Source organism: Ruegeria sp. HKCCD4315, from assembly GCF_013112245.1.
Classification (GTDB): Bacteria; Pseudomonadota; Alphaproteobacteria; order Rhodobacterales; family Rhodobacteraceae; genus Ruegeria.
In genome coordinates this window covers 1144550-1168329 of the sequence record NZ_WVRN01000001.1, presented here as the reverse complement: position 1 = coordinate 1168329, position 23780 = coordinate 1144550, and the positions used below count along the sequence as shown (strand labels likewise).

The 23780-nt window shown below is 57.8% G+C and carries 21 protein-coding genes; 8 read left to right on the top strand and 13 right to left on the bottom strand.

The annotated features are described in order from the left end of the window. Positions 1-106 precede the first annotated feature (106 nt). Genes GS646_RS05840 through GS646_RS05830 form a run of 3 tightly spaced genes read left to right on the top strand, consistent with a single transcriptional unit; the run spans position 107 to position 1495 of the window. Positions 107-613, top strand: a complete 507-nt coding sequence (locus tag GS646_RS05840) for a hypothetical protein (RefSeq protein WP_171185901.1) — start codon at positions 107-109, stop codon at positions 611-613. Further along, complete coding sequence (locus GS646_RS05835; RefSeq protein WP_171185904.1) at positions 610-1038, top strand: hypothetical protein; 429 nt, start codon at positions 610-612, stop codon at positions 1036-1038. The genes GS646_RS05840 and GS646_RS05835 overlap by 4 nt, the downstream gene beginning before the upstream one ends. Continuing rightward, positions 1031-1495 carry a hypothetical protein gene (locus GS646_RS05830; RefSeq protein WP_171185905.1) on the top strand — a complete coding sequence of 155 codons (465 nt, stop codon included), beginning with the start codon at positions 1031-1033 and terminating at the stop codon, positions 1493-1495. Before GS646_RS05835 ends, GS646_RS05830 begins: the two co-directional genes overlap by 8 nt. Positions 1496-1545: 50 nt before the next feature. Here the strand turns inward: GS646_RS05830 and der are convergent, their stop codons facing one another. Genes der through GS646_RS05815 form a run of 3 tightly spaced genes read right to left on the bottom strand, consistent with a single transcriptional unit; the run spans position 1546 to position 5098 of the window. After that, positions 1546-3009, bottom strand: coding sequence for a ribosome biogenesis GTPase Der (gene der, locus GS646_RS05825; RefSeq protein WP_171185908.1), 1464 nt, complete (start codon positions 3007-3009; stop codon positions 1546-1548). 49 nt (positions 3010-3058) lie between these two features. Next, positions 3059-4381: a PQQ-like beta-propeller repeat protein gene (locus GS646_RS05820; protein ID WP_171185909.1), complete on the bottom strand. Its 1323-nt coding sequence runs from the start codon at positions 4379-4381 to the stop codon at positions 3059-3061. 45 nt (positions 4382-4426) lie between these two features. Continuing rightward, positions 4427-5098 carry a hypothetical protein gene (locus GS646_RS05815; protein WP_171185911.1) on the bottom strand — a complete coding sequence of 224 codons (672 nt, stop codon included), beginning with the start codon at positions 5096-5098 and terminating at the stop codon, positions 4427-4429. A gap of 227 nt (positions 5099-5325) precedes the next feature. On the opposite strand from GS646_RS05815, the gene GS646_RS05810 reads away from it, so the two are divergent. Together GS646_RS05810 and GS646_RS05805 are read left to right on the top strand one after the other, a co-directional pair. Then, positions 5326-6552 carry an efflux RND transporter periplasmic adaptor subunit gene (locus GS646_RS05810; RefSeq protein ID WP_171185912.1) on the top strand — a complete coding sequence of 409 codons (1227 nt, stop codon included), beginning with the start codon at positions 5326-5328 and terminating at the stop codon, positions 6550-6552. After that, positions 6549-10337 carry an efflux RND transporter permease subunit gene (locus tag GS646_RS05805; protein ID WP_171185913.1) on the top strand — a complete coding sequence of 1263 codons (3789 nt, stop codon included), beginning with the start codon at positions 6549-6551 and terminating at the stop codon, positions 10335-10337. The genes GS646_RS05810 and GS646_RS05805 overlap by 4 nt, the downstream gene beginning before the upstream one ends. Positions 10338-10380: 43 nt before the next feature. Here the strand turns inward: GS646_RS05805 and GS646_RS05800 are convergent, their stop codons facing one another. From GS646_RS05800 to GS646_RS05790, 3 genes are all read right to left on the bottom strand, one after another. Further along, positions 10381-10767 (bottom strand): DUF2147 domain-containing protein, encoded by a 387-nt coding sequence (locus tag GS646_RS05800; protein ID WP_253746597.1) that lies wholly within the window; start codon positions 10765-10767, stop codon positions 10381-10383. 69 nt (positions 10768-10836) lie between these two features. Beyond that, positions 10837-12627: an ABC transporter ATP-binding protein/permease gene (locus GS646_RS05795; RefSeq protein ID WP_216600447.1), complete on the bottom strand. Its 1791-nt coding sequence runs from the start codon at positions 12625-12627 to the stop codon at positions 10837-10839. A gap of 92 nt (positions 12628-12719) precedes the next feature. Beyond that, positions 12720-14108 carry a LysM peptidoglycan-binding domain-containing protein gene (locus tag GS646_RS05790; protein WP_171185920.1) on the bottom strand — a complete coding sequence of 463 codons (1389 nt, stop codon included), beginning with the start codon at positions 14106-14108 and terminating at the stop codon, positions 12720-12722. Between the two features lie 126 nt (positions 14109-14234). On the opposite strand from GS646_RS05790, the gene GS646_RS05785 reads away from it, so the two are divergent. After that, positions 14235-14786, top strand: a complete 552-nt coding sequence (locus tag GS646_RS05785) for a TIGR00730 family Rossman fold protein (protein ID WP_171185923.1) — start codon at positions 14235-14237, stop codon at positions 14784-14786. Between the two features lie 42 nt (positions 14787-14828). Here the strand turns inward: GS646_RS05785 and GS646_RS05780 are convergent, their stop codons facing one another. The 3 genes from GS646_RS05780 to GS646_RS05770 form a co-directional block, all read right to left on the bottom strand. After that, complete coding sequence (locus GS646_RS05780) at positions 14829-15290, bottom strand: host attachment family protein (RefSeq protein WP_171090811.1); 462 nt, start codon at positions 15288-15290, stop codon at positions 14829-14831. A 219-nt stretch (positions 15291-15509) separates the two neighbouring features. Then, a complete protein-coding gene (locus tag GS646_RS05775; RefSeq protein ID WP_171185925.1) occupies positions 15510-16388 on the bottom strand; it encodes a metallophosphoesterase in 879 nt (292 codons plus the stop codon). Positions 16389-16392: 4 nt separating this feature from the next. Continuing rightward, positions 16393-16992 carry a superoxide dismutase gene (locus GS646_RS05770; RefSeq protein ID WP_170704218.1) on the bottom strand — a complete coding sequence of 200 codons (600 nt, stop codon included), beginning with the start codon at positions 16990-16992 and terminating at the stop codon, positions 16393-16395. A 100-nt stretch (positions 16993-17092) separates the two neighbouring features. Between GS646_RS05770 and GS646_RS05765 the strand changes: the two genes are divergently transcribed. Then, positions 17093-17851 carry an FkbM family methyltransferase gene (locus GS646_RS05765; RefSeq protein ID WP_171185930.1) on the top strand — a complete coding sequence of 253 codons (759 nt, stop codon included), beginning with the start codon at positions 17093-17095 and terminating at the stop codon, positions 17849-17851. Between the two features lie 106 nt (positions 17852-17957). Beyond that, on the top strand, positions 17958-18350 hold the full coding sequence (locus tag GS646_RS05760; RefSeq protein WP_171185932.1) for a hypothetical protein: 393 nt from the start codon (positions 17958-17960) through the stop codon (positions 18348-18350). A gap of 37 nt (positions 18351-18387) precedes the next feature. On the opposite strand, the gene GS646_RS05755 is transcribed toward GS646_RS05760, so the two are convergent. The 4 genes from GS646_RS05755 to GS646_RS05740 all read right to left on the bottom strand — a co-directional run bounded on the left by GS646_RS05755 (position 18388) and on the right by GS646_RS05740 (position 23679). Then, on the bottom strand, positions 18388-18954 hold the full coding sequence (locus GS646_RS05755; RefSeq protein WP_171185934.1) for a sarcosine oxidase subunit gamma: 567 nt from the start codon (positions 18952-18954) through the stop codon (positions 18388-18390). Beyond that, positions 18947-21961 (bottom strand): sarcosine oxidase subunit alpha family protein, encoded by a 3015-nt coding sequence (locus GS646_RS05750; protein WP_171185935.1) that lies wholly within the window; start codon positions 21959-21961, stop codon positions 18947-18949. Before GS646_RS05750 ends, GS646_RS05755 begins: the two co-directional genes overlap by 8 nt. Positions 21962-22025: 64 nt before the next feature. Next, on the bottom strand, positions 22026-22358 hold the full coding sequence (locus GS646_RS05745; protein ID WP_171185937.1) for a sarcosine oxidase subunit delta: 333 nt from the start codon (positions 22356-22358) through the stop codon (positions 22026-22028). Between the two features lie 76 nt (positions 22359-22434). Then, entirely contained in the window at positions 22435-23679 is a 1245-nt protein-coding gene (locus tag GS646_RS05740; RefSeq protein WP_171185939.1) for a sarcosine oxidase subunit beta family protein, read from the bottom strand. Positions 23680-23780: the final 101 nt, after the last annotated feature.

Genomic DNA, 23780 nt, shown 5'->3' with positions numbered 1-23780 from the left:
CCTTGGCGACCCCTCGTTGAGAGTAAAAAACGTACTGTCAATGCCCTGAGTTGACGTATGGGAAGCTTACCTGCAGTATATTAAATGATTTTTTAAGGCTAATTGATTGATTTTTTCGCTACATAAACTCTGCCTTGTTGCTCGGCTGGCCCCCTTCGCCAGCTTGGCGCTTACAGCTTGCTCCTACAATGGGTTGGGCACTTCATCCTCAGCTGTCATCGAAACAAGTTCAACGGTCGTTCATGAATTGCATGGTCGTGGGCTGCATTTCGCAACGTTACAAGGCAACGTAATCCTAAGCCTTGGCACCTATCACGAAGTCTTGGTGTTTGACGGTACATGCCTCGATCAACAGAAAATTGACTTAAACCGAAAATCCTTGATCGAGAGCCAAACGCTCGCTGCCTCTATCACAGACACCAGGGGGCTTGAGATCGCATTTGGCCGCAGGTGGAACGGGCTGACCATTGGCCGACACCAAGCTGCTGTCTTGGCGGAGTTTTCTCAAGACGACCAAATTGCCCGTAGCCTTCATCTGGATCTGCAGGATCTGTCTGTAACCAGAGTTGCGTTGCTCGACGAAACCTTATGCAAGAAGGAGACGCAGACTTGAAACACTTGGTTCCCATTTTGGGGTTGTGCAGCTTAAGCGCTTGCGGCGATCAACTCTACGTCGCGCATGATACGGTCGTTGGAGTCAATGCAGCCGTCAGCGCCAACCGCCAGCAAGGTCAGGTGGTCATCGGGTTCGACCGCGACTTTACGGCCCTGGTGCCTGTGATCGAACCGGATGCATCCGGTGAAACACGTGAAGCGATGGCTGTGTTTGGTTGCACACGAATGGAAACCAAAAGCATCTTCCTGACCCGATATTCAGATGTGATTTCCACTGGTGAAGCGGCGAACAAGCTGGCCGCCAAGTTGGGAAGTGGAAGTGAAACTAGTGGCACCGCGAGGCTGGCGACCTGTGGTGAAGACAAAGAAAATGAAAACGGAAACGGAAGCGGTTCAAACGAAGGAGCAGACACCAATGGCTAAATTGACCCGCCCAGCTATCACACTCGGTGTTCTGTCCATCTGCACCCTGTCTCTATCAAACTGCACAGACATTCAGGATCGCGCTTTGGTCTACGGTGAACGCAGCGGGGTAAATATCGCCCTACGCTCGGATCCGGCGAAAGCTCTGCCCGTGGAAGTGAACGCGGGTGTACAACGGCGGGTTACAACACTGGTGCCTCCGAAAGCGCGCAACAACAACGGCAGACCGACGGACGAAGCTGTCAGCTTGGTCTCGACTTTTGACCTGACTTACAACAACGCTGATGCCGAAAACGGCCTTTTTGGCGGCACAACACGCATAGCTTCAATCTTTTCAAGCGGAACGGCCGCGACTGCGTTGGCCACAGCAATTGAGAACGGTAACGGTTCAGGCGAAGGACTGGCTGAAGCGGCTGAGGCTAATAGGCTTTTCGTGAACAAAAGCCTCAACAACTAAACGCGACCTTCGGGACATGACAACAAGTCCCCCAGCTTTAGCATACTTGCTTAGCTCCGCCCCTTTAGATGCTTGGCCAGCGCGCCTGCGTTTTTCTTGCGGCGTCCTTTGTATGGGTTCTTGTCCCCCTGTCCGCGCAAGGTCAATCGGATCGGGGTGCCCGGCATGTCGAAATCTTCACGCAATCCGTTGACCAGATAGCGTGTGTAGCTGGCTGGCATCTTGTCGGGGTGCGAGCACATCACAACAAAGCCCGGCGGGCGCGTTTTGGCCTGCGTCATGTAGCGCAGCTTGATCCGACGTCCTTGTGGCGCTGGAGGCGGGTGCTGCTCCAACATCGCAGTCAGCCAGCGGTTCAGTGCAGCGGTCGGCACCCGGCGGTTCCAAATGTCATGGGCACGCAGGATCGCTGCGCGCAGTCTTTCGAGGCCTCGGCCAGTCTTGGCAGACACAGTGATCAAAGGCGCGCCGCGCAATTGCGGCAGCAGGCGGTCAAAAGACTCTTTGAGTTCGCGCAGTTTTTCCTGCTTGTTTTCTTCAACGTCCCATTTGTTGACTGCAACGACTACGGCCCGGCCCTCGCGCTCGGCCAGATCGGCGATGCGCAGGTCCTGTTGTTCAAACGGGATGGCCGCGTCCAGCAAGACCACGACAACCTCGGCGAATTTCACGGCGCGCAGACCGTCCGAGACCGACAGCTTTTCCAGCTTTTCCTGCACCTTCGCCTTTTTACGCATCCCTGCTGTATCGAAAATACGCATAGGCGTGCTTTCGCCATCCGGATCGGCCCAATCAATCCGCAGACTGATCGCATCGCGGGTGATCCCTGCCTCGGGTCCAGTCAGCAGGCGATCTTCACCGATGATCTTGTTGATCAAAGTCGATTTGCCCGCGTTCGGTCGCCCGACGACAGCCACTTGCAGCGGCTTGGCAGAGGTGATCAGAGGCGTTTCACCTTCGCCCTCTTCATCCAGTTCAATATCGGTTTCCGGGGCTTCTTCGGCCTGTGTTTCTTCGGCCGCATCTGCCAGAGGCATAAGCTGGGCGTAAAGGTCCGTCATGCCCTCGCCGTGTTCGCCAGACAGGCGCACGGGTTCACCCAGACCCAGATTATAAGCTTCCAGAACCCCCGCGTCCGCAGCAGAACCTTCGGCTTTGTTGGCTGCCAAAATCACATGCTTCGAGCGCTTGCGAAGAATCTCGGCGAACATCTCGTCCGTTGGGGTCAGCCCTGTGCGCGCATCGATCATGAACAGGCACACATCGGCCATGTCCACCGCGCGTTCGGTCAGGCGGCGCATCCGCCCCTGAAGGCTGTCATCGGTTGCGTCCTCAAGACCCGCCGTGTCGATCACGGTAAAGCGCAGATCGCCCAGACGCCCTTCGCCTTCGCGCAGGTCGCGTGTCACGCCGGGTTGGTCGTCTACCAAGGCCAGACGTTTGCCCACTAGGCGATTGAACAGAGTGGATTTGCCCACATTCGGGCGCCCCACGATAGCGAGGGTCAGCGACATGATACTCAACTTTCAAGACTCAAGATGCGCCCTTTAACGCATCTTTCCGTCAACGGAAAGCGTGTAGATCACCCTTGGTCGAAACGACATACAGTGTTTGACCCGCCACAACCGGCGCCGTTGTGGCGCCTCCGGGTACTTCGACCTGATGTACCAGCGTTCCGTCGACCGGATTGAAGAACCGCAGATATCCGTCATTGGACGCAATCACAATACGGCCACCGGCGAGGATCGGACCGTAATGCGCAAAGATCGGGCCACGACGACCACGTTTGTCTTTCACAAAGCCCGGAAGATCCTGCGCCCAGACAACCGAGCCATCTGCCGCGTTCAGACGCACCAACTGGCTGCGGTCGCTGATCAGGAAAATGCTGTTGCCAGCAGGCCATACGGCGTCCACGGCCCCTTCGTCAGCTGTCCAACGACGTTCGCCCGTTGCAACGTCAAAGGCGACAGTCCGGCCCGAATGGTTGCCGATATAGATCGTGTCCCCGGACACCATAGGACCACCGGTCACATCAACGATTTGCGCGGCGGCCCGTCCTCGGCGCCCACCGGCAACCGATGCGTTCCAACGGCGAATGCCACCCCGACGGAACGTGGCAGCAACGTCGCCAGAACCAAAAGCAAATACCGCCAAATCCGAGGCGATCACAGGCGCAGGTGCACCAAGCACATTACCCACGCTGGGCGTGCTTTCGATTTGCCAGGCGATACGGCCATCCTTGGTTGCGATGGTCCATCCGGTTTCATCCCCGGCCACCAAATAGAGCAGACCGTCGTTGACAAGCGGTGCACCGCTTCCGGTGGCTTGCAAACGTTTCTGCCACCGAACAGCACCCGTTTTTGCATCAAGCGCAGTCAGGCGACCATAGCCAGACGAGACGTACAGAACGCCGTCCGCATAGGCCATGCCGCCACCTGTAGCATCGGAATCCCCGTCACTTGAGGGGATCAAATCCGTCTCCCATGCAACCTGCCCCTGAGGCGTTACGGCTGAAACGATTGCTCCGGCATCCAGCGTATAGATCAACCCTCCCGCCACAACTGGCTCGGCGGTGATGCGTTGCTTGCGCGAGTCACCCTGACCGATCGAAGTGGACCAGATCCGCTGCGGCGTCGCGCGCAGTGCCGCATTTGTTGTACGGTACGCGGGCGTTCCCGGACTTTGCGACCAGCTGGCATTCGCCTGCTGTGATGGAAGGCTGATCGGCTGAGAGCCGCTTTTTTCGACTGTCTCCAAATCTGACAACGGCCGGATGTCTTCGCGCTCTCCGGGGAGAATGGGCTCGGGTTCTTCACAGGCGGCCAATGCGGTCAAAGCCAGCGCCGCGACCGGCAGTCCCACGCGGGAGAATAGTCTAGTTACCATGATATTCCGAACTCGCCTGTCAAAATGTCTTTATTCACCGCCCGATCAGCCTTGTTGCGCTACCAGCGGTTCTGGTTCGCCGCCCAGCGCGACAATCAGTTGCGCTGCACGCTGTTGCAGGTCAATACCAACCTCGGCATCCTGCCGCAGCGCCTGCAAACGATCCAGCGCCGCCTCGACATTGCCCTCGGACACGTCGATCAATGCCAGTTGCTCTTCCGCAAGCAGACGCAGCGGGGCGCCAGGTGCCGCAAGCGCTTCGAACTGCTGCCGACGATCTGCTGCGGGTAACGTGTCGCTTTGCAGCAATAAGGCTTTAAAGCTTGCGATGGCACGGTAGATCTCGGGCAGATCGCCCTGAACTGCAATTGCATTCAGGCTGTTGACCGCATCTTCGCGCGATCCGGCGTTAATCTGCGCGGTTGCAAGCAACATGTTCAATACCGCGTCACCGCCGGGCGATACCGTCTCAATGCTCTGCAACTCAGAGGCCCGCCCATCGGATTCATTCTGGGTCAGAGCAGCAAGAATCGAGTCGCCCAGATCCTGTGCCTGCGCCGCATCCCGGGATTTGCGATATTCATTAAAGGCCGCACCGCCGACGATCAGCACAACGGCAACCACACCGACCCAGCCCCAGCGGCGCAACAGCAGATACATCCGGTCGCGGCGTACCTCTTCCGTGACCTCATCAATGAAACTGTCTGTGTCGCTCATTCCCTGCCCCCTGGGCTGTATGTCTTGTCTTGGTGCGCCATGTCATACCCCGGCACCAACGCCAAGCCAAGGGTCCGAATTTGTACATTTTCACCCTCAGGCATCACTCTTGCGAAAAAAAGTGAACCAAACTATTCAGTTCAGTGTAGAAAAGACATAGGCAAAGCCCCATTTCAAGGCATGAACGTCTCGTGTTCTTGGGCAAAGAATTCTAGGAGAATCCCCGTATGCGTTTGATTTCATTCATCAACGCCATTCTGGTCATTGTTGCTTTGTATTTTCTTGTGTTCGAGCGTGATGCGCTGTTTGCCTTCGCCGGACGTGGTGAGGGCGAAGAAACCGCGCAAAGTGAAGCCGCGGCAACCGAGACTTCTGAAATCGCGGCGGTGGGTGTTGTCGCCCTGCGTTCGCAGGCCCGCGAGATCGACAGCGCGGTCTTGTTGCGCGGTCAGACCAAAGCAAACCGGCAGGTCGAGGTTCTGTCGGAAACGACGTCGACCGTGATCTCTGAACCCAAGCGCAAAGGTGCTTTTGTCGAAGCCGGGGACATTCTGTGTGAACTTGATCCCGGCACGCGCCCCGCCCAACTGGCCGAAGCGATGGCCGGCAAGCTTGAGTCCGAAAGCCGTATTCCCGAAGCCGAAGCCCGCCTGCAGGAAGCCCATGCGCTGGTGGCCGAGGCCGAGATCAATCTGACCGCGTCACGCAAACTGGCGGAAACCGGCTTTGCGTCGGAAACCCGCCGGATTTCCAGCGAAGCCGCGATGAGTACCGCCAAAGCCGGGGTAAAGTCGGCCGAGGCCGGTTTGGAAGCCACCCGTGCCGGGATTGAAGCCGCAGCCGCAGCCGTTGAGGCCGCACAGCGCGAGGCCGGTCGCGTGATCATCACCTCGCCTTTCAAGGGCCTGCTGGAAAGCGACACCGCAGAACTGGGCAGCCTGATGCAGCCCGGATCGCTCTGCGCGACCGTCATTCAGCTGGATCCGATCAAGCTGGTGGGCTTTGTGCCCGAGACCGAGGTCAACCGCGTGGTTGTCGGCTCCGAAGCATCCGCGACGTTGGTCACCGGGCGGCAACTTAATGGGCGGGTGACGTTCCTAAGCCGTTCGGCCGATGAGACAACGCGGACATTCGAGGTAGAGATCACTGTCCCCAACCCGGATCTAACCATCCGTGACGGCCAGACCGCAACCATTCAAATCGCCGCCGAAGGCGCCAAGGCGCATCTGCTGCCGCAGTCCGCGCTGACGCTCAGCAATGAGGGTCAATTGGGGGTTCGCACGGTAGGCGCAGGCAACATTGTCGACTTCAAGCCCGTCCAAATTCTGCGCGACACTGCAGAAGGTGTCTGGATCGGCGGGCTGCCGGAAACGGCTGACATCATCGTGGTCGGGCAAGAGTTTGTGACCCGCGGCGTCACTGTGAAACCCACCTATCGGGAAGCATCACAATGACGGGTGTTGTCGCATGGGCCGCGCATCGAGCCCGCATGGTCCTGGCGTTTATCGCCATCTCGCTGGTTATTGGCGGGTTTGCCTATGTCTCATTGCCGAAAGAGGGTGAGCCGGATATTGAAATCCCTGCCCTGTTCGTCTCGGTACAGTTTCCCGGCATTTCAGCGGAAGACTCCGAAAATCTTCTGATCAAGCCGATGGAGACCGAACTGGCGGATCTCGATGGCCTCAAGGAAATGACGTCGACCGCCGCCGAAGGCTATGCGGGGGTCGCGCTGGAGTTTGATTTCGGCTGGGACAAAACCGCGATCATGGCCGACGTCCGCGACGCGATGAATTCGGCGCAAGCGGATTTCCCTGAAGGCGCGGAACAGTATTCGCTGACCGAGATCAACTTTTCCGAATTCCCCATCGTCATCGTTAACCTGACCGGCGCAGTTCCTGAACGCACGATGGCCCGCGTTGCCAAAGACTTACAGGACGAGCTTGAGGCACTGGATTCGGTACTTGAGGCTGGCATAGCAGGTAATCGCGACGAGATGCTCGAGGTTGTCATCGATCCCTTACGGCTTGAGGCATACAACGTCACCGCAGATGAGCTGATCAATGTGGTTCGGAACAACAACCAGTTGATTGCAGCGGGTGAGGTTGAAACCGCGCAGGGTACATTCTCGGTCAAGATCCCGTCATCGTTCAAGACCGCGCAGGACGTTTATGGCTTGCCGATCAAGGTCAATGGCGACCGGGTTGTAACTTTGGGTGAGTTGGCGCAGATCAATTACACCTTCGAAGACCGCGCCGGCACGGCCCGGTTCAACGGTGAACCAACTGTTGCCCTGCAAGTGGTAAAGCGTAAGGGCTTCAACCTGATCGATACAGTTGCTCAGGTCAAAGAGACCATCGAGCAAGCCAAAACAAAGTGGCCACCTGAACTTCAGGCCGCCGTCGATCTGGGCACGTCCAACGACCAGAGCCGCATAGTGGGTTCAATGGTCAGCCAGTTGGAAGGCTCGGTTCTGACCGCGATTGCACTGGTGATGATCGTGGTGCTGGCCTCGCTGGGCACGCGGGCTGCACTGTTGGTGGGTTTCGCGATCCCCACCTCATTCCTTCTGTGCTTTGCCTTCCTTGCGGTCATGGGCGTCAGCATTTCGAATATCGTGATGTTCGGTCTTATTCTGGCGGTTGGTATGCTGGTGGACGGTGCCATCGTCGTCGTGGAATATGCCGATAAACGCATCAAGCAGGGCGTCGGGCCAATGCACGCCTATGTTGAGGCGGCGCAGCGCATGTTCTGGCCCATTGTGTCGTCGACTGCGACAACGCTTTGCGCCTTCCTGCCCATGCTGTTCTGGCCCGGCGTACCGGGTGAGTTCATGGGAATGCTGCCCGTTACTCTGATCTTTGTTCTGTCGGCGTCGCTGATCGTGGCGCTGATTTACCTGCCGGTCATGGGCGGTGTGTCAGGGCGGCTAAGCCGCGTCTTCGACCGCTCGTCGATCTGGTTGCGCGCGCGTACGCCTTGGTGGCTGCGGGCTGTGCTGGTGCCTCCTTCGCTGTACATGATCTTTCTGGGCGCGATGCAGACCCTGAACCCGGATTACCTGCTACCCGGCGGTTCAATCGCTGGTGCGCTTCTGTTCCTGTTCGGGGCCTTTGCAGGATCCGTGACCCTGAGCGCGGCCAGGATCGAACGCAAAGTGGAAGAGCGCGTTCATACAGCCGACGAACACACGCCGTTTGGTCATGTGGTTCGCTTTCTTGTCGGCAATCCGATCATGCCCATCGTGTCGTTGGCCGCAGTGTTCTTTGCCGTCTACACCGTTGCCTTCGTCTGGTTCCCGCAGGAATCCAGAGGCGTCGAATTTTTCGTGGAAAGCGAACCGGAACAAGCCACCGCCTATGTCCGCGCGCGGGGGAACATCTCGCTTGCGGAAAAAGATGGCATGGTTTTGGCGGCAGAAGATGTCATCGCGGCCCACCCGGCCGTGATCAACGTGTTTTCTTTCGCAGGCGAAGGCGGCCTGAACCAGAACAACGGGGGCGCTCAGGAACCTGCCGATACAGTGGGCCGTGTTCAGTTCGAGATCATTCCTTGGGAAGACCGTCCCAACGTCTCGGAATCTGTTCTGTGGGGCCTGTTTGATCGTCACTTTGTTGCGCCTGAATTTGACGGCGACTTCGTCATTGATGAACTCAACGCGCAACTGGCGGAGATCCCCGGCATCGTTGTCGAGATCCTGCCATTGGAACAAGGCCCGGCCTCCGCCAAGCCCGTGCATCTGCGTATCAAGGGTGACGGGCGGGAGGATCTGACCTCGGCGACGCTCAACGCGCGCGAGGTGTTCGACACCACGCCAGGGTTAATCAAGATCGAAGACACCTTGCCCCTGCCCGGCATCGACTGGCAAATCGATGTGGATGTCGCCAAGGCCGGTCGGTTCGGAGCTGACGTGGCCACGGTTGGGGCCATGGTGCAGTTGGTGACACGCGGCATTCTGCTGGGCGAGATGCGCCCGGACAGCAATGATGAAGAGATTGAAATTCGCGTCCGCCTGCCAGAAGAAGATCGCGTGCTATCGACTTTGGACACACTCAAGGTTCGTACCCCGGACGGTTTGGTGCCACTGTCGAATTTCGTAAGTCGTAAGCCCGTGGCCAAACTGGCCGAGATAAACCGGGTGGATCAGCAGCGGTACTATGACGTCAAAGCCGACGTTGAACCAGGTTTGAGCAAGGTTACGACCGAAGGCCCCGACGGTGAACTCGTCCGTCTTGCCGTGGTTCGGGAAGCTGCCGAAGGCTATACCCCCAACGGCACGGTCCTCAACAGCGGGGGCGGAAAGTCCTACGAGTTGGTTCAATTGACCGGCGCCGATAGCGTGGATCAACTCATCAGCACGGTTGAAAGCGGAGACGCACAGTTCGCGTTGATCAACCCAAATGAACGGATTGCGGTTCTGACCGAATGGCTTGAAACGGGTCCGTTTTCCAATTCGATCAGTTGGGAATGGACGGGCGATCAGGAAGAACAGGCAGAATCAGGCGCTTTCCTGGTAAACGCCTTCATGGGCGCGCTGGGGCTTATGTTCGTGATCCTACTGGCCCAGTTCAATTCGTTCTACAATTCGGTGCTGGTGCTTTTGGCGGTTGTTCTGTCCACCACCGGGGTTCTGATCGGCATGATCGTGATGGAACAGCCGTTCTCGATCATCATGACAGGTACAGGCATCGTGGCTTTGGCGGGGATCGTGGTGAACAACAACATCGTTCTGATCGATACCTATCAAGAATACAGCACGTACATGCCCCGGATCGAAGCGATCATTCGAACCGCAGAATCGCGCATTCGTCCGGTTCTGCTGACCACCCTCACGACAATGGCAGGTCTGACGCCCATGATGTTCGGACTGTCGCTGGACTTTATCAATGGCGGCTATTCCATCGACAGCCCCACTGCCCTGTGGTGGAAGCAGTTGGCGACGGCGGTGGTATTTGGTCTGGGTATTGCCACTGTTCTGACCCTGATCGTGACGCCATCGCTTCTGGCGTTGCGGGTTTGGGTGACAACCTATGCGGTGTGGCTCAGCCGTTTGCTGGCGCGCGTGACCGCTGGCAGGTCTAGCCAGATTGCGCAGGATATGGCGATTGGCCGCTCTGCCCGTCAAATGCAGGCAACCGAGATTGTGTGGGAGGATGAATCGCAATCAGGACGGCCGGAGCAGGACAGCGGATCGGATCGGCCGGATCATCCTTCGGGACCGCCACTGAAGGCCGCTGAGTAAAGCAAAGGACCGGATTTTCCGGTCCTTTTTCATTTGACCGATATCACAAACGAGACCACGTCTGATGCGCGCAAATCTCATGCTCGCACCCTTTGACCAACAACGTGTCACCCTGCAATGTCATTTGCGGCACGGCGTCTACGTTGATCAGCGGAACCCAGAATTCTCCGCCGCCATATTTTCCACTGCCTTCGCTGGCAACATCCCAGAACAGCTTTTTACCAATGTTTGGCGTTTGGACTTCTTTGCCCGAGGCGTCATAGGCCGAAAGGATCTGGCCGCAGAATTTATCTCCACAAGCCGAGATTTTGATGTGTGAGGTCAGGTTCTTTCGATCCGGCTCGGTTTTCCAGACCCCAACGATGGGATCCGCTGCGACGGCAACAGGAAGACAAACCGCAATCAAAATCGGCAGCAGCCGTTTTTTCATTCTGGCAATCATTGAAGCCACCTTTTTCACTCATCGCAGCCTATCAAATATCGCGATGTTCAAAGAGCCTCAGGCCGCTTCACCGTCCGATTGCTGGCGGTTCCAAAGTTGAGCGTACCGACCCGACCTTGCCAGAAGTTGATCATGCGAACCCTGTTCGATGATCTCTCCGGCCTCCAGAACCACAATCTGATCGGCCTCGGCGATGGTGCTCAGACGATGCGCGATGGTGATCACCGTCCGCCCCTCACCTGCTCGGGCCAGGGCATCTTTGATGTCCTGCTCAGTATCCGTATCCAGCGCCGAGGTCGCCTCGTCCAACAGCAGGATCGGTGGGTTCTTCAGCAAGGTGCGTGCTATTCCGACACGTTGCTTTTCGCCACCGGAAAGCTTCAGGCCACGCTCGCCTACCTTGGTGTCATACCCTTCGGGCAATGAGGCAATAAAATCGTGAATCTGCGCCGCCTTGGCCGCTGCTTCGACCTCGTCCATGGTGGCACCGTCGCGGCCATAGGCAATGTTGTAGCGGATCGTGTCATTAAACAGCACCGTGTCTTGCGGGACGACACCGATGGCGGCATGCAGGCTGGTCTGGGTCACGTCGCGAATGTCCTGACCATCGATCTTCAGCGCCCCTTTGGTCACGTCGTAGAACCGGAACAAGAGCCGCCCGATGGTCGATTTACCCGACCCTGTCGCCCCCACAATGGCCACGGTTTTCCCAGCCGGGACAGTCAGGGACACGCCCTTGAGGATTTCACGCTCGGGATCATAGCCAAAATGCACGTCCTCAAGCGTGACTTCGCCGCCGTTTACCTTCAGATTCGGCGCGCAGGCCTTGTCTGTGACTTCGGCGGGTTGTTCAAGCAGGTCGAACATTTGCCCCATATCGACCAAGGATTGCCGGATTTCCCGATAGACCGTACCAAGAAAGTTCAGCGGCACGGTAATCTGGATCATGTAGGCGTTGACCATGACAAAATCGCCCACAGTTAGGTTGCCGTTCTGTACCCCGATTGCGGCCAGAACCATCACACCAATCAGGCCGCAGGTGATCAGGAAGGATTGTCCGAAGTTCAGAAATGCCAATGAATAGGCCGTCTTCAGCGCAGCCGCTGCATAGGCCTTCATCGACACGTCGTACCGTTCAGCCTCGCGGGTTTCGGCGTTGAAATACTTGACGGTTTCAAAGTTTAGCAAGCTGTCGATGGCGCGCTGGTTGGCCTCGGTGTCCTGATCGTTCATCTCACGCCGCAGCTTCACGCGCCATTCGGTCACGGCAAAAGTAAACCAGATGTACAGACCAATGGTGACGGCAACGACAACCAGGTACCAGACATTGAACAGCCACATCAGGATGATGGCGACCAGCAGCAGCTCCAGAATAAGCGGCCCGATCGAGAACAGCAGGAACCGCAGCAGGAACTCAACCCCTTTGACGCCCCGTTCGATGATACGGCTCAGCCCGCCAGTGCGACGCGTCACGTGATAGCGCATCGATAGGTTGTGGATGTGTTGAAACGTCTCAAGCGCCAGCGCCCTTAAGGCGCGTTGTCCGACGGGGGCAAAGGCGGCATCCCGCAATTGCTGAAAGCCCACCGTCATCATTCGCGCCACGCCGTACGCCACTGTCAATCCAACTGCGCCCAGCGCCAATGGCGGCACACCCTCGCCCGCCAGCGCGTCAACAGCGCCTTTGTACAGAATGGGCGTATAAACCGCGATCACCTTGGCCAGAACAAGCATACCCATGGCTATGACGACGCGACGCTTTACCCACGGCTCGTCGTCGGGCCAGAGATAGGGGGCAACCTTGCGGATCGTCCGCCAGCCCGAGCTGCGTTCGTCATCCGACACCATGTCATCTGAAGTCCTAGGAGATGTGCGTCTCATCACGTGCCTTGTCTGCGGTCAGAGTTAGACCTCTGCCCATAAAAGGCCAGAAGGGCTGATTATTCCGGGATTGTAAAGATTTGCCCGGGATAGATCAGATCCGGATCGCGGATCAAGTCACGATTGGCTTCGAACAGCCGCACATATAAGACCCCGTCGCCAAATCGATCACGTGAGATGGCCCATAGCGTGTCGCCCTGCTGCACCGTGACAGACCGGATTGCAGGGGTCGCTTGAGGCGTATCTGCCTGAGCCGTGCCCGTTGCGGCCTGAAGAACGTCAAGTGGTTCGCGTTTGAACGGAGTTTCGACCCGGCTAAGGACCGTCCCGTCCGTGTTTACCGCATCTACCCGGAGCGTGTAGACGCCTGGGTCAATTCCCTCCAGATCGCTGCGCCAGGATCCATCTTGTTCCGGGGCAAGGTCCGCGACCAGACGATTGTTCAGGTACAACCGAATGGCGGTCCCATCCTGAACGCGCCCTGTCAGCTGCACATCGCCCGTTTCGGAATATCCGATCGTGTCCAGTGCGACCTGCTCGGGTGGGGTATCCCGCACGACCGGGGGCTGCACCAGCTCAACGCCCTCTTCGCCAGATCGCAGCACGGCGACCTGCTGATCCTGCTGTGGGGCTTCATCGGTCAGTTCAGCAGTTTCAACTGTCGCAGCCCCGGGCTCTGACGTTTCAGGTTCCGAGACGTCTGCCGCAGCGTCAGCATCGGGCTGGGTCTCGTCGACTGTGGCCACCTGCTCCTGCGCGTCCTCAGATGCGCTCTGCTGGGCTTCGGGCGTCGTCTCGGCAACAGGTTCTTCTTTGATTGGCTTGGGCAAGGCGGCAATCAGATAGTCGTCGGATCGCGTTGCTTGCGCCCCGTCCGTGCTTTGCAACACAAGTCCCTGCGCGGTGTCGCTGAAGGGGATCGTCACAAATTCAGCAAACTGACCGCTGCCATCCACGGTAAAAGAATGTGCGACTTCGCCGTTCAGCAGAACTTCTATCTGACTGCCGGGTTCTGCGTCACCCGAAAGAAGCGCGGTGCCGTCAGTTTCTACAAAAATCTGATCCAGGACGGGAGGCGCGACGGGCGCAGGCGCAGGCGCAGCCACTTCCTCTGCAACTTCGGCGGCTTCCGTTTCAGCAGGTTCTTCCGCTTGCTCCGCCAGGTCTTCAGCAGGTGCGGGTGTTTCTTCTGACGACGCAGTATCCGGATTGGACGGCTCTGCGACAGTAACTTCATCCGCCTCTTTTGCTGCTTTCGGGGCCTCATCTGCTGGCTCTGAGATTGCTGGAACGGAAGCAGTTTCCTGCGGTGTGTTTGCGTCAGGTTCCGGTGCGTTGGTGAAGACGCCCGACAGGTACAAGCCACCTGCACCCAATACTGCAACAAGCCCTGCAATCACCCCCCAGATGAAATTGCCCGAGCTTTCGTTTCCCGAATTGGCGTTCATTCTTTTCCTTTCACTCCGCCCTACAAAAGCTTTTCGTTCAAAAGCTTTCCGGCGGACAGTTGAGGCAATCTATCAATCCCGCTATCACGGGTCAAAACCTCTGACACAACCCGGAGCCCTTCTTTCATGTCTCAGAAATCAGTGTGTGTGTATTGCGGGTCACGCAATGGTGCCGAGAAGTCTTATTCTGAAACTGCTAAGCACTTCGGCACGCTGCTGGCGCAGGAAGGCTGGCGGCTGGTTTATGGCGCCGGGGATGTGGGATTGATGGGCGAAGTGGCCCGTGCCGCGCAAAATGCCGGTGGTGAAACCTTTGGCGTCATTCCGGTGCATTTAGTTCAGCGTGAGGTCGGAAAGACCGATCTGACCCATTTCGTGATCACCGAGACGATGCACGAGCGCAAGAAGGTCATGATCATGAACGCCGACGCGGTGGTCGTTCTGCCCGGAGGGCCGGGCTCATTGGATGAATTGTTCGAAGCCCTCACTTGGCGTCAGTTGGGACTGCACGACAAGCCCATCGTCGTGGTGAACGTGAATGGCTATTGGGATGCGCTGCAGACGCTGCTGGGTCAGGTGATCGGACAAGGCTTTGCCGACGGGTCGCTGGCAGATTTCATCACATGGGTAGAAGATGCCGACGTGGCCATGGCCGCCTTGCGGAACAAGCTAAACTGACACCAGAAACGGTGCGGGCGGCAAAACCGCCCGACTTGTTGATCAGGCCAGTCGGGCCTTGGGTTGCAGGCTGTGGCGCACAACCTGCTCGACCTTGTGCAAGGGGTGATTGGTCAGGGTCTTGTTGACCTCGGCCACGACCTTGCCCAGCACTTCGCTGTGCAAACGGCGGCGCAGCAGACCCAGAACATGAGGGCTGGCCACAAGTACCAACCGGTCATAAGCGCCTTTCAGCCCTTTGCGATTTAACAAATTCGCCAGATCCTGCACAAACAGGGACTTTGCATGGGTCTTCCACGTTGGATCCTCAAGGGCCGATTTCTGCTTTGGCCCGCCATCGTTCCGGCGACCGGCGCGGTCAGTCGGCTTTGAGGCTGGGTTGTCCTGTTCCTCGACAGCGACGACGACAAGATTGGGATCGTCAGCATCGGTGATATTCTCCATCACCAGCGCTTTCTCTCCATCTGCAACAATAACCCAAGTTCCCTGTGTAAGTGCGACCATTGCGATCTCCTGTTAAGGTTGTTCTCTGGGTATCCCTCGACCTGCCGGACATACGGTTTGGTTGACGCACCAGCGGTGCGCAGCCCGGTCGTTGTTTAAATTGGTGTGCGGTTCTCTCCCTCCGCCCTACAAAGATGTGCATTGCAGAACGGCAAACAAGATGCGGTTGTGCCGAAAAGAAGCCCGTCGGCGGGATTTCACCGGCGGCTCATCATTCCTTTAGGCCGACATCTCTACGACGGTGATTTCGGGCGTCACGCCGAAACGCACCGGCAGGATGGAACATCCGATCCCCCCCGACACCACCAGATCACGCGCACCTTCGCGCACATGGCCATAAGCGAACCGGTTGCCAAACTTCGACGGCACCACGGGCGACCACCCAAACAGGCGCACTTGGCCGCCATGCGTATGCCCCGAAAGGGTCAGGGCCACCCGGTCTGGCACCTTAGGGAAAACATCCGGCTCATGTGCCATCATTACAACCGGAGCATCGTCGGTGATCTGCGCCAAAGTTCCTTCCAGATCGTCCAGCCCCTTCGGTTTACCGTTTCGCCAGATCGCCAGTTGATCCTCAAGCCCTGCCAGCCAGATGCCGGGGGCTTCGAGTTTCACGGCGGTGTTAGACAAAACCGAAATGCCGTTCTGTTGCAGAGTCTCGGTATAGCGATTGGGCCCCGCCCCACGACGCTGTGCTGGCTTGTCATCCCACCAGTCGTGATTGCCCAGCACGGTAAAGACACCGTTCTTTGCCTCTAGCCCCGCCAATACAGGTGCCAGATCCTGCATCTCGACGGTTTCAGAGACCCCTTTGTGGCTTGCGAAGAAATCGCCCAGCAGCAGGACAACATCGGGTGCCAATGCGTTTGTACGGCGCACAACCTGCCTTATGCGATCCAGACCAACATAGGGCTCACCCACGTGCAAATCCGACAGCACCGCGATCCTGAGCGGTGGCGCCGTCCAATCGTCCCGACGCACGCGCCATTTACGCACGCGCAGCCGCACTGCGGGTTCAATGAAAAACCCGTAGGCTGACGTGATGAGACCTGCAAGCGTCACCGCCAGCAGGCCCTTTATAAACCGACGTCGGTTCAATTCATTACATCCGCGATGCGACGTTTTCCCAGTTCACCAGATTGTCGAGGAAGTTCGACAGGTATGCCGGGCGCTTGTTGCGGAAGTCGATGTAGTACGAGTGCTCCCACACGTCACAGCCCAGCAGTGCGGTTTGGCCAAAGCACAGCGGGTTCACGCCATTCTCGGTTTTGGTCACGGCCAGCGAACCGTCCGCGTTCTTGACCAGCCACGCCCAGCCCGAACCGAACTGACCGGCACCGGCCGCGCTGAACTGCGATTTGAATTCGTCAACCGAGCCAAAGCTTTCGGTCAGCGCTTTTTCCAGTTCACCGGGCATCGCGTTGTCGCCAGGGCCCATCATTTCCCAGAACTGGTTGTGGTTCCAAAGCTGGCTGATGTTGTTGAAGATACCGTTTTGCGCCACTGCGTTTGCGTCATAGGTGCCAACGATGATCTCTTCCAGCGACTTGCCGTCCCATTCGGTGCCGGCGATCAGCTTGTTGCCGTTGTCGACATAGGCTTTGTGGTGCAGGTCGTGGTGATATTCCAACGTTTCCGCGGACATACCCTTGGCTGCCAGCGCGTCATGTGCATAAGGAAGATCAGGAAGTTCAAAAGCCATGTCGGCCCCCTGTTAAATTAAAGTTGCGGTTCCCATCGGTTAAATGCTGTGGCAGCCGCCGCAGGTCAAGGGGCGAGACAATAAAACCCGGAGGTCCGCGATGCTGACACAGGCGCGCAAGATGTTTTACCGCGCCCGCGGATACTATGCAGGTACCCTGAACGGAGAGCCCTTTCACCTGGACCCGTATCATTCCAAATTCTGGCGCAAGGCGTCTGCGGGCCATTGGGAACCAGAAACCTTTGCGGTGCTGGACCGGTTCCTGTCGCCCGACAGCGACTATCTGGACATCGGGGCTTGGATCGGTCCCACAGTCCTGTACGGCGCACGAAACGCACGGCATGTGTGGTGCTTCGAACCCGACCCCACCGCGTACCGGCATCTGGCCTGGAATCTGGATCTGAATGACGTTCAAAACGTCTCGGCGTTTGGCGTCGCCCTGTCGGACCAGTTTGGCGTGGCGCGTATGGCCTCGGTTCGGGGCGAGCCGGGGGATTCCACAAGTTCGCTTCTGCACGACGGGGCGCATGGGTCTGATGCATTGACCATCGCGTGGGACCAGTTCGCGGCCGTAAATGATCTGTCCGGCGTGTCGTTGGTTAAGATGGATATTGAGGGGGCAGAGTTCTTTGTCTTACCAACCCTCGCACCGTGGCTCAAAGAACATCGCCCTGCCCTGTTTTTGTCGCTGCACGCTCCTTTGCTGCCCGAGGCTGAACGACATGACCGGGTGGCTGGGTTGTTGGAGGCGTTGGATTTCTACCCCTCTCTCTCGGATGACAAGATGCAACCGCTGAAACCGGCGGAGATTTTGAAGCCAGAGGGGTTAAACCGGTACCGCACAATCCTCTTGCAATAAAGGAACACCGGGGCCGGTATTCTAAAAACTTCAACGAATTGATCTTGCATCTTCTGGGTGTGCTGGATTGTTTGCACTCATCCGAAACCAAAAATAACTGGATGAAATGAAAAGATTTTTATTGACGATTGCCGCGCTTGCATTTGCACAAACCGCAGCGGCCGAAACCGTTACTTATGTATGTAAGATGACAAAACAGGACGCCCACGGCTGGATCGCGCCAGAGTACGGGTTCAAGATTGATACAGCCCAAGCGTCGGCACAGGCAGCCAGCTCTTACCAGGAATGGGAAGCGGCACAATTTAAAGATCGAGGCGCGAAAGGCTATCGTGTTGTCTGGAACTTAGATCAAACCATGGCCGCAGGCGGAAACGTTCGTGTTCGCTATCAGGCCAACCTCGAACCTTCCGATAAGTCCGTTACTGTGCGCATGGCCTTTTTGCATGGTAACTTTGCGAACAAACCATACGGTGTTGGCACTTGTAGTGTCCAAAGCTGAGAAAAGCCCCGTATGATCCGGGGCTTTTAACTTTCTATCAATAAACGCCAACCTCACTGCCCGGCTGCGCGGCAACCTTCAGCAATTTAAAGACGTAGTCCGCAGCGGAGCGGAAGCACACAACGCGGAAGGTCTGATCGTCGTCCATCCAGAATGCGCCAGCCACCTGCGCCAGACGCGAGCGACGGATTTGGCCGGGTTGGAAGGCTTCTGCCGACAGCTCAACCGGGGCCAGCTTGCCCAATACTTCACGCGCGCTGGCACCCGTGATGCTGAATACCGCACGCGCATCCGAGACGTTGACCGCCAGAGCATGCGTGCCGCTGAGCGCGTTGGTCATTGCGGCCAATTTGGCCTCGGCCTCGGCGTAAGGCACCAGCACCAGCAATTCATCGGTAGACATCCAAGCCACGCCGGTGTCGCCCTTGACCAAAGCCTCGCGCTGACCCGGCACTTTCTGCCCGGTTGCATCCTTGACGGCTTTGGCCAGAACCTTGTCGGACAGATCACCGCGCAGGGTGATCATGCCTTGCAGGCCACATTCCGCGATCTTGGCGATCCCGTCATAACTGGCGTGGTTCAGTGCGCTGATGGGTTCAGACATTCTGCTTCTCCCCGTCCTTGTCGAAGAAGATCGGGTCCACGATCTTGGCTTTGTAGGTTTTACCGTCGGTGCCCGGGAACTCGACAATCTCACCCATGCGATCCGGGCCGTGCTTGATCAAGCCCATGGCGATGCCTTTGCCCAGATTGGCCGAGTAATAGGTCGAGGTCACGCGCCCGATCATGTTGCGCTGACCGTTGGCGTTGACGCCTTCGCCCACCGCATAAGCACCGTCGGGAATGACAGAACCATCCACAGTCTCAAGACCGACCAGTTTCCAGCGCTCTGGATCGGTCATATGGCTGCGCGAATGGGCGCGTTTGCCCAAGTAGTCTTCTTTCTTTTTCGACAACGCCCAGTGCAGCCCCAGATCCTGCGGGATCACGGTGCCGTCGGTCTCGTCGCCGATCATGATAAAGCCCTTTTCGGCCCGCAGGATGTGCAGACATTCGGTGCCGTACGGCATCACTCCGAACTCTTTACCTGCCGCCATCAAGGCATCCCAGAACGCCTGACCTTGAGATGCGGGAACAGCGATCTCATAGGACAGCTCACCCGAGAACGAGATGCGATAGGCACGGCAATCGAAGTCACCGATCTTGCCATCGCGCCATTCCATGAATGGCAGCGCCTCTTTGCTGACATCCATGCCGCCCAGCTTCTCAAGCACCTTGCGCGCGTTCGGTCCGACCACGGCGACTTGCGCATATTGCTCGGTCACATTGGCGACGTAGACTTTCCAATCCCACCATTCGGTCTGCAGCCATTCTTCCATGTGACCATGGATGCGCTCGGCCCCGCCGGTGGTGGTGTGGCACAGCCAGGTGTCATCGTCGATCCGGGCGACAACGCCGTCGTCGATCAGGAAGCCGTTTTCCGAACACATCAGGCCATAGCGGCATTTGCCGACCTTCAGCGTGGACATCATGTTGGTGTACATCATGTCGAGGAACTTGCCTGCATCAGGCCCTTTGACGATCAGTTTTCCCAGTGTCGATGCGTCCAGCAATCCGAGGTTTTCGCGGGTGTTCTTCACCTCGCGGTTCACTGCGTCATGCACGGACTCACCGGGACGAACATAGGCATATGTCCGGCGCCAGTGGCCGACAGGTTCCCAATCGGCACCGTTCTTGTCATGCCAGTTGTGCATCGGAGTCTGACGGATCGGTTGGAACACTTCACCGCGCGCCTCGCCCCCGATCGCACCCATCGAAATGGGCGTATAGGGCGGACGGAAGGTGGTGGTGCCGACTTTGGGAATCTCTGATTCAAGTGCATCAGCAAGGATCGCCAAGCCGTTGATATTGCTCAGCTTACCCTGATCGGTCGCCATGCCCAGCGTGGTGTAACGCTTGGTGTGCTCGACGCTTTCATACCCTTCGCGCGCCGCCAGCTGAACGTCCGAGACTTTGACGTCGTTCTGGAAGTCGAGCCACGATTTAGCGCGCAGCTGGATTTCAGCATTGGCAGGCATCAGCCAAACAGCTTCCATCGGTGCCTCGGCAGTGGTTTCACCAACCGGGGCTTTGGTGCGTTTGGGCGTATGACCAACGGCCTTGCCCGCTGCTTTGCCTGCTGCGTCTGCGTCTTTCAGAACATCTGCCAGAGCCAACGGACCATTCGAGCTGCCAGTAGCAAGAACAAAGCCTTCACCATCAGCACCCAACGGTGGGCGATCAGGATCGGGGCGGAAATGCGCGTGCGCCTCGTCCCAGATCAGTTTGCCACCGCAATGTGACCACATATGCACAACCGGAGACCAGCCGCCTGACATGGCGACCGCATCGGCTTCGATCTCTTCGCGCGCGCCGCCGACACCCTCTTGGTTACAGATGGCAACCTTTTTGACGCGTTTACCGCCTTTGACCTTCGCGATGGCCTTGCCGGGATCAACGCGGATACCAAGGTCCCGCGCCTCTTGCGCCAGAGGGCCAGCAGATGCACGGGCGTCAACCACGCGCAGAACATCAACACCGGCCTGTTTCAACAAGATCGCGGTGCGATAGGCGTCGTCGTTGTTGGTGGCAACAATTACGCGCTCACCGGGTGTTACACCCCAGTTCACAACATAGTCGCGCATCGCAGATGCCAGCATCACGCCCGGCACATCGTTGCCCGCGAATGACAACGGACGCTCAATTGCGCCGGTGGCGGTGACAACCTGCTTTGCGCGGATACGCCACAACCGATGGCGCGGACCTTGAATGCCCGGAGTGTGGTCTGTCAGACGCTCATATCCCAGTACATAACCGTGGTCATAGACGCCCGCACCCATGCAGCGCGCACGCATGGTAACGTTGCCCATTGTTTCGAGTTCGGAAACTAATTGTTCCACGAACTTATCCACAGGCTCGCCATTCACCGTACCACCGTCAACCGGAGCGCGACCACCCCAATGCGCCGTCTGCTCGATCAGCAGAACCTTGGCACCGGATTGCGCAGCCGTTTTGGCGGCCTGCAGCCCGGCGATACCACCGCCGATCACCAAAACATCGGTGAAGGCATAGAAGTGTTCATAGGTGTCCGCGTCGCGGCTGTCTTTGTCAGGCGCTTTGCCCAGACCGGCAGATTGGCGGATGAAGGGCTCGTAGACGTGTTTCCAGAACGGTTTCGGATGGATGAACGTCTTGTAATAGAAACCGGCGGGCAGGAACCGCGCCAACGCCGTGTTCACTGCACCGATGTCGAACTCGAGGTTCGGCCAGTGGTTCTGAGAGATTGCGTTCAGACCGTTGAACAACTCGGTTGTTGTCGCGCGCTGGTTCGGTTCGAAACGATTGCCCTGCCCCAGACCAACCAAAGCGTTCGGCTCTTCCGCACCGCTGGCGACAACGCCACGCGGCCGGTGGTACTTGAAGGAACGGCCCATCATCATCTGATCATTGGCCAGCAGCGCCGAGGCGAGCGTATCGCCTTCATAGCCCTGCATCGCAGTGCCGTTGAACGTAAATGTGACCTTTTTCGACCGGTCAATCAGCCGGCCCTGTTTTGCGAGACGGGTGCTCATGGTGCGGACCTTTCGCAGGTGGAGGCGTCAGAGCCTCCGGCGGGAGTATTTTTGAAAACGTGAATCATACGGAGAACTCTCTCCATGACCATCCGGGGCGCTTGGCGGTGATGGCGTCCTTGATCTCTTGCGGCGGCTCGGTGGTCTGGGCCGGATAGGTGCCGAAAACTTCGAGCGTTTGTGTGCAGCGCGCGGTGTGGAACCACTTGCCACAGCCGTTGGCATGGCGCCAGCGTTCAAAGTGAACACCTTTGGGGTTTTCACGCATAAACAGGTAGTCGTGGAATTCATCATCCGACGAACCGGGGCCATAGCGCTTCAGATGCGCTTCGCCACCGGCTGTCAGTTCGGTTTCTTCGGCATCGACGCCGCAGTATGGGCAGTTCAGGATCAGCATGTTGTCATCCTTTTGGCGGTTGGCCGGCGCGGAAGCCGACCTGAATTCTGTTGTTTGGCAACCCTGGGCAGACGCTTTAGTGCGCCACCCCAGCAGCGACGCTTTCGTCGATGAAGCGGCCCTCTTTGAAGCGGTCGAGAGTAAAGGATTCGGTTAGCGGCGAATGGCCGGTGGCCATCAGCTGTGCCATGCCCCAGCCGGACCCCGGGATCGCCTTGAAGCCGCCTGTCCCCCAACCACAGTTGATGAAACAGCCACCTAGCGGTGTCTTGGACAAAATCGGGGACCGGTCGCCGGTCATATCCACGATCCCACCCCATTGACGCAGCATTTTCAGGCGCGAGATCATGGGGAAGGTCTCGACCAAAGCGCGGACGGTTTCCTCGATGTGATGGAACGATCCGCGTTGTGTGTAGTTGTTGAACCCGTCGGTGCCGCCACCGATCACCATCTCACCCTTGTCGGACTGAGACATATAGCCGTGCACGGTGTTCGCCATCACAACCACATCCATGCAGGGTTTGATCGGTTCCGACACCAGTGCCTGCAATGCAATCGCTTCAAGCGGCAAACGGAAACCCGCCATTTCGGCCAGTTGACCGGAATGGCCGGCAACGACGATGCCCAGCTTGTCACAATCGATGGCGCCTTTGGTGGTGTCGACGCCAACCACTCGGCCGTTATCCGATCGGACGCCGGTGACTTCACATTGCTGAATGATGTCCATCCCCATGGCAGAACAGGCACGGGCATAGCCCCAGGCCACAGCATCGTGACGCGCGGTGCCGCCGCGTTCCTGCCACAACGCGCCCAGAACCGGATAGCGCGGACCGTCCAGATTAATGATCGGCACCAGTTCCTTGACGCGCTCGGGCGTAATCCATTCAGTTTTCACGCCCTGCAAAGCGTTGGCATGGGCCGTGCGTTGATAACCGCGAATCTCGTGCTGTGTCTGCGCCAGCATCATCACGCCACGCGGGCTGAACATGATATTGTAGTTCAGGTCCTGGCTCAGGTCCTCGTAGAGGCCCCGCGCCTTTTCATACAGCGCCGCCGACGGATCTTGCAGATAGTTGGACCGAATGATCGTGGTGTTGCGACCGGTGTTACCGCCGCCCAGCCAGCCTTTTTCGATCACTGCGACATTCTGAATGCCGTAGTTCTTGCCAAGGTAATACGCGGTCGCCAGACCGTGCCCGCCTGCACCGATGATGATGACGTCATATTTCTTCTTGGGTTCGGGTGAACGCCAGGCGCGTTCCCATCCGGTGTGATAGCGCAGAGCTTCCCGCGCCACAGCAAAGGCTGAATAATGTTTCATGTGCGAATCCATCCGGTTCGGTGATTGGGCGCAGATATGCCGTGTAGGTGCAGTTTACCCGTGCCGTGCAACGCCGCAATATCGCACTATTGCGACATGTC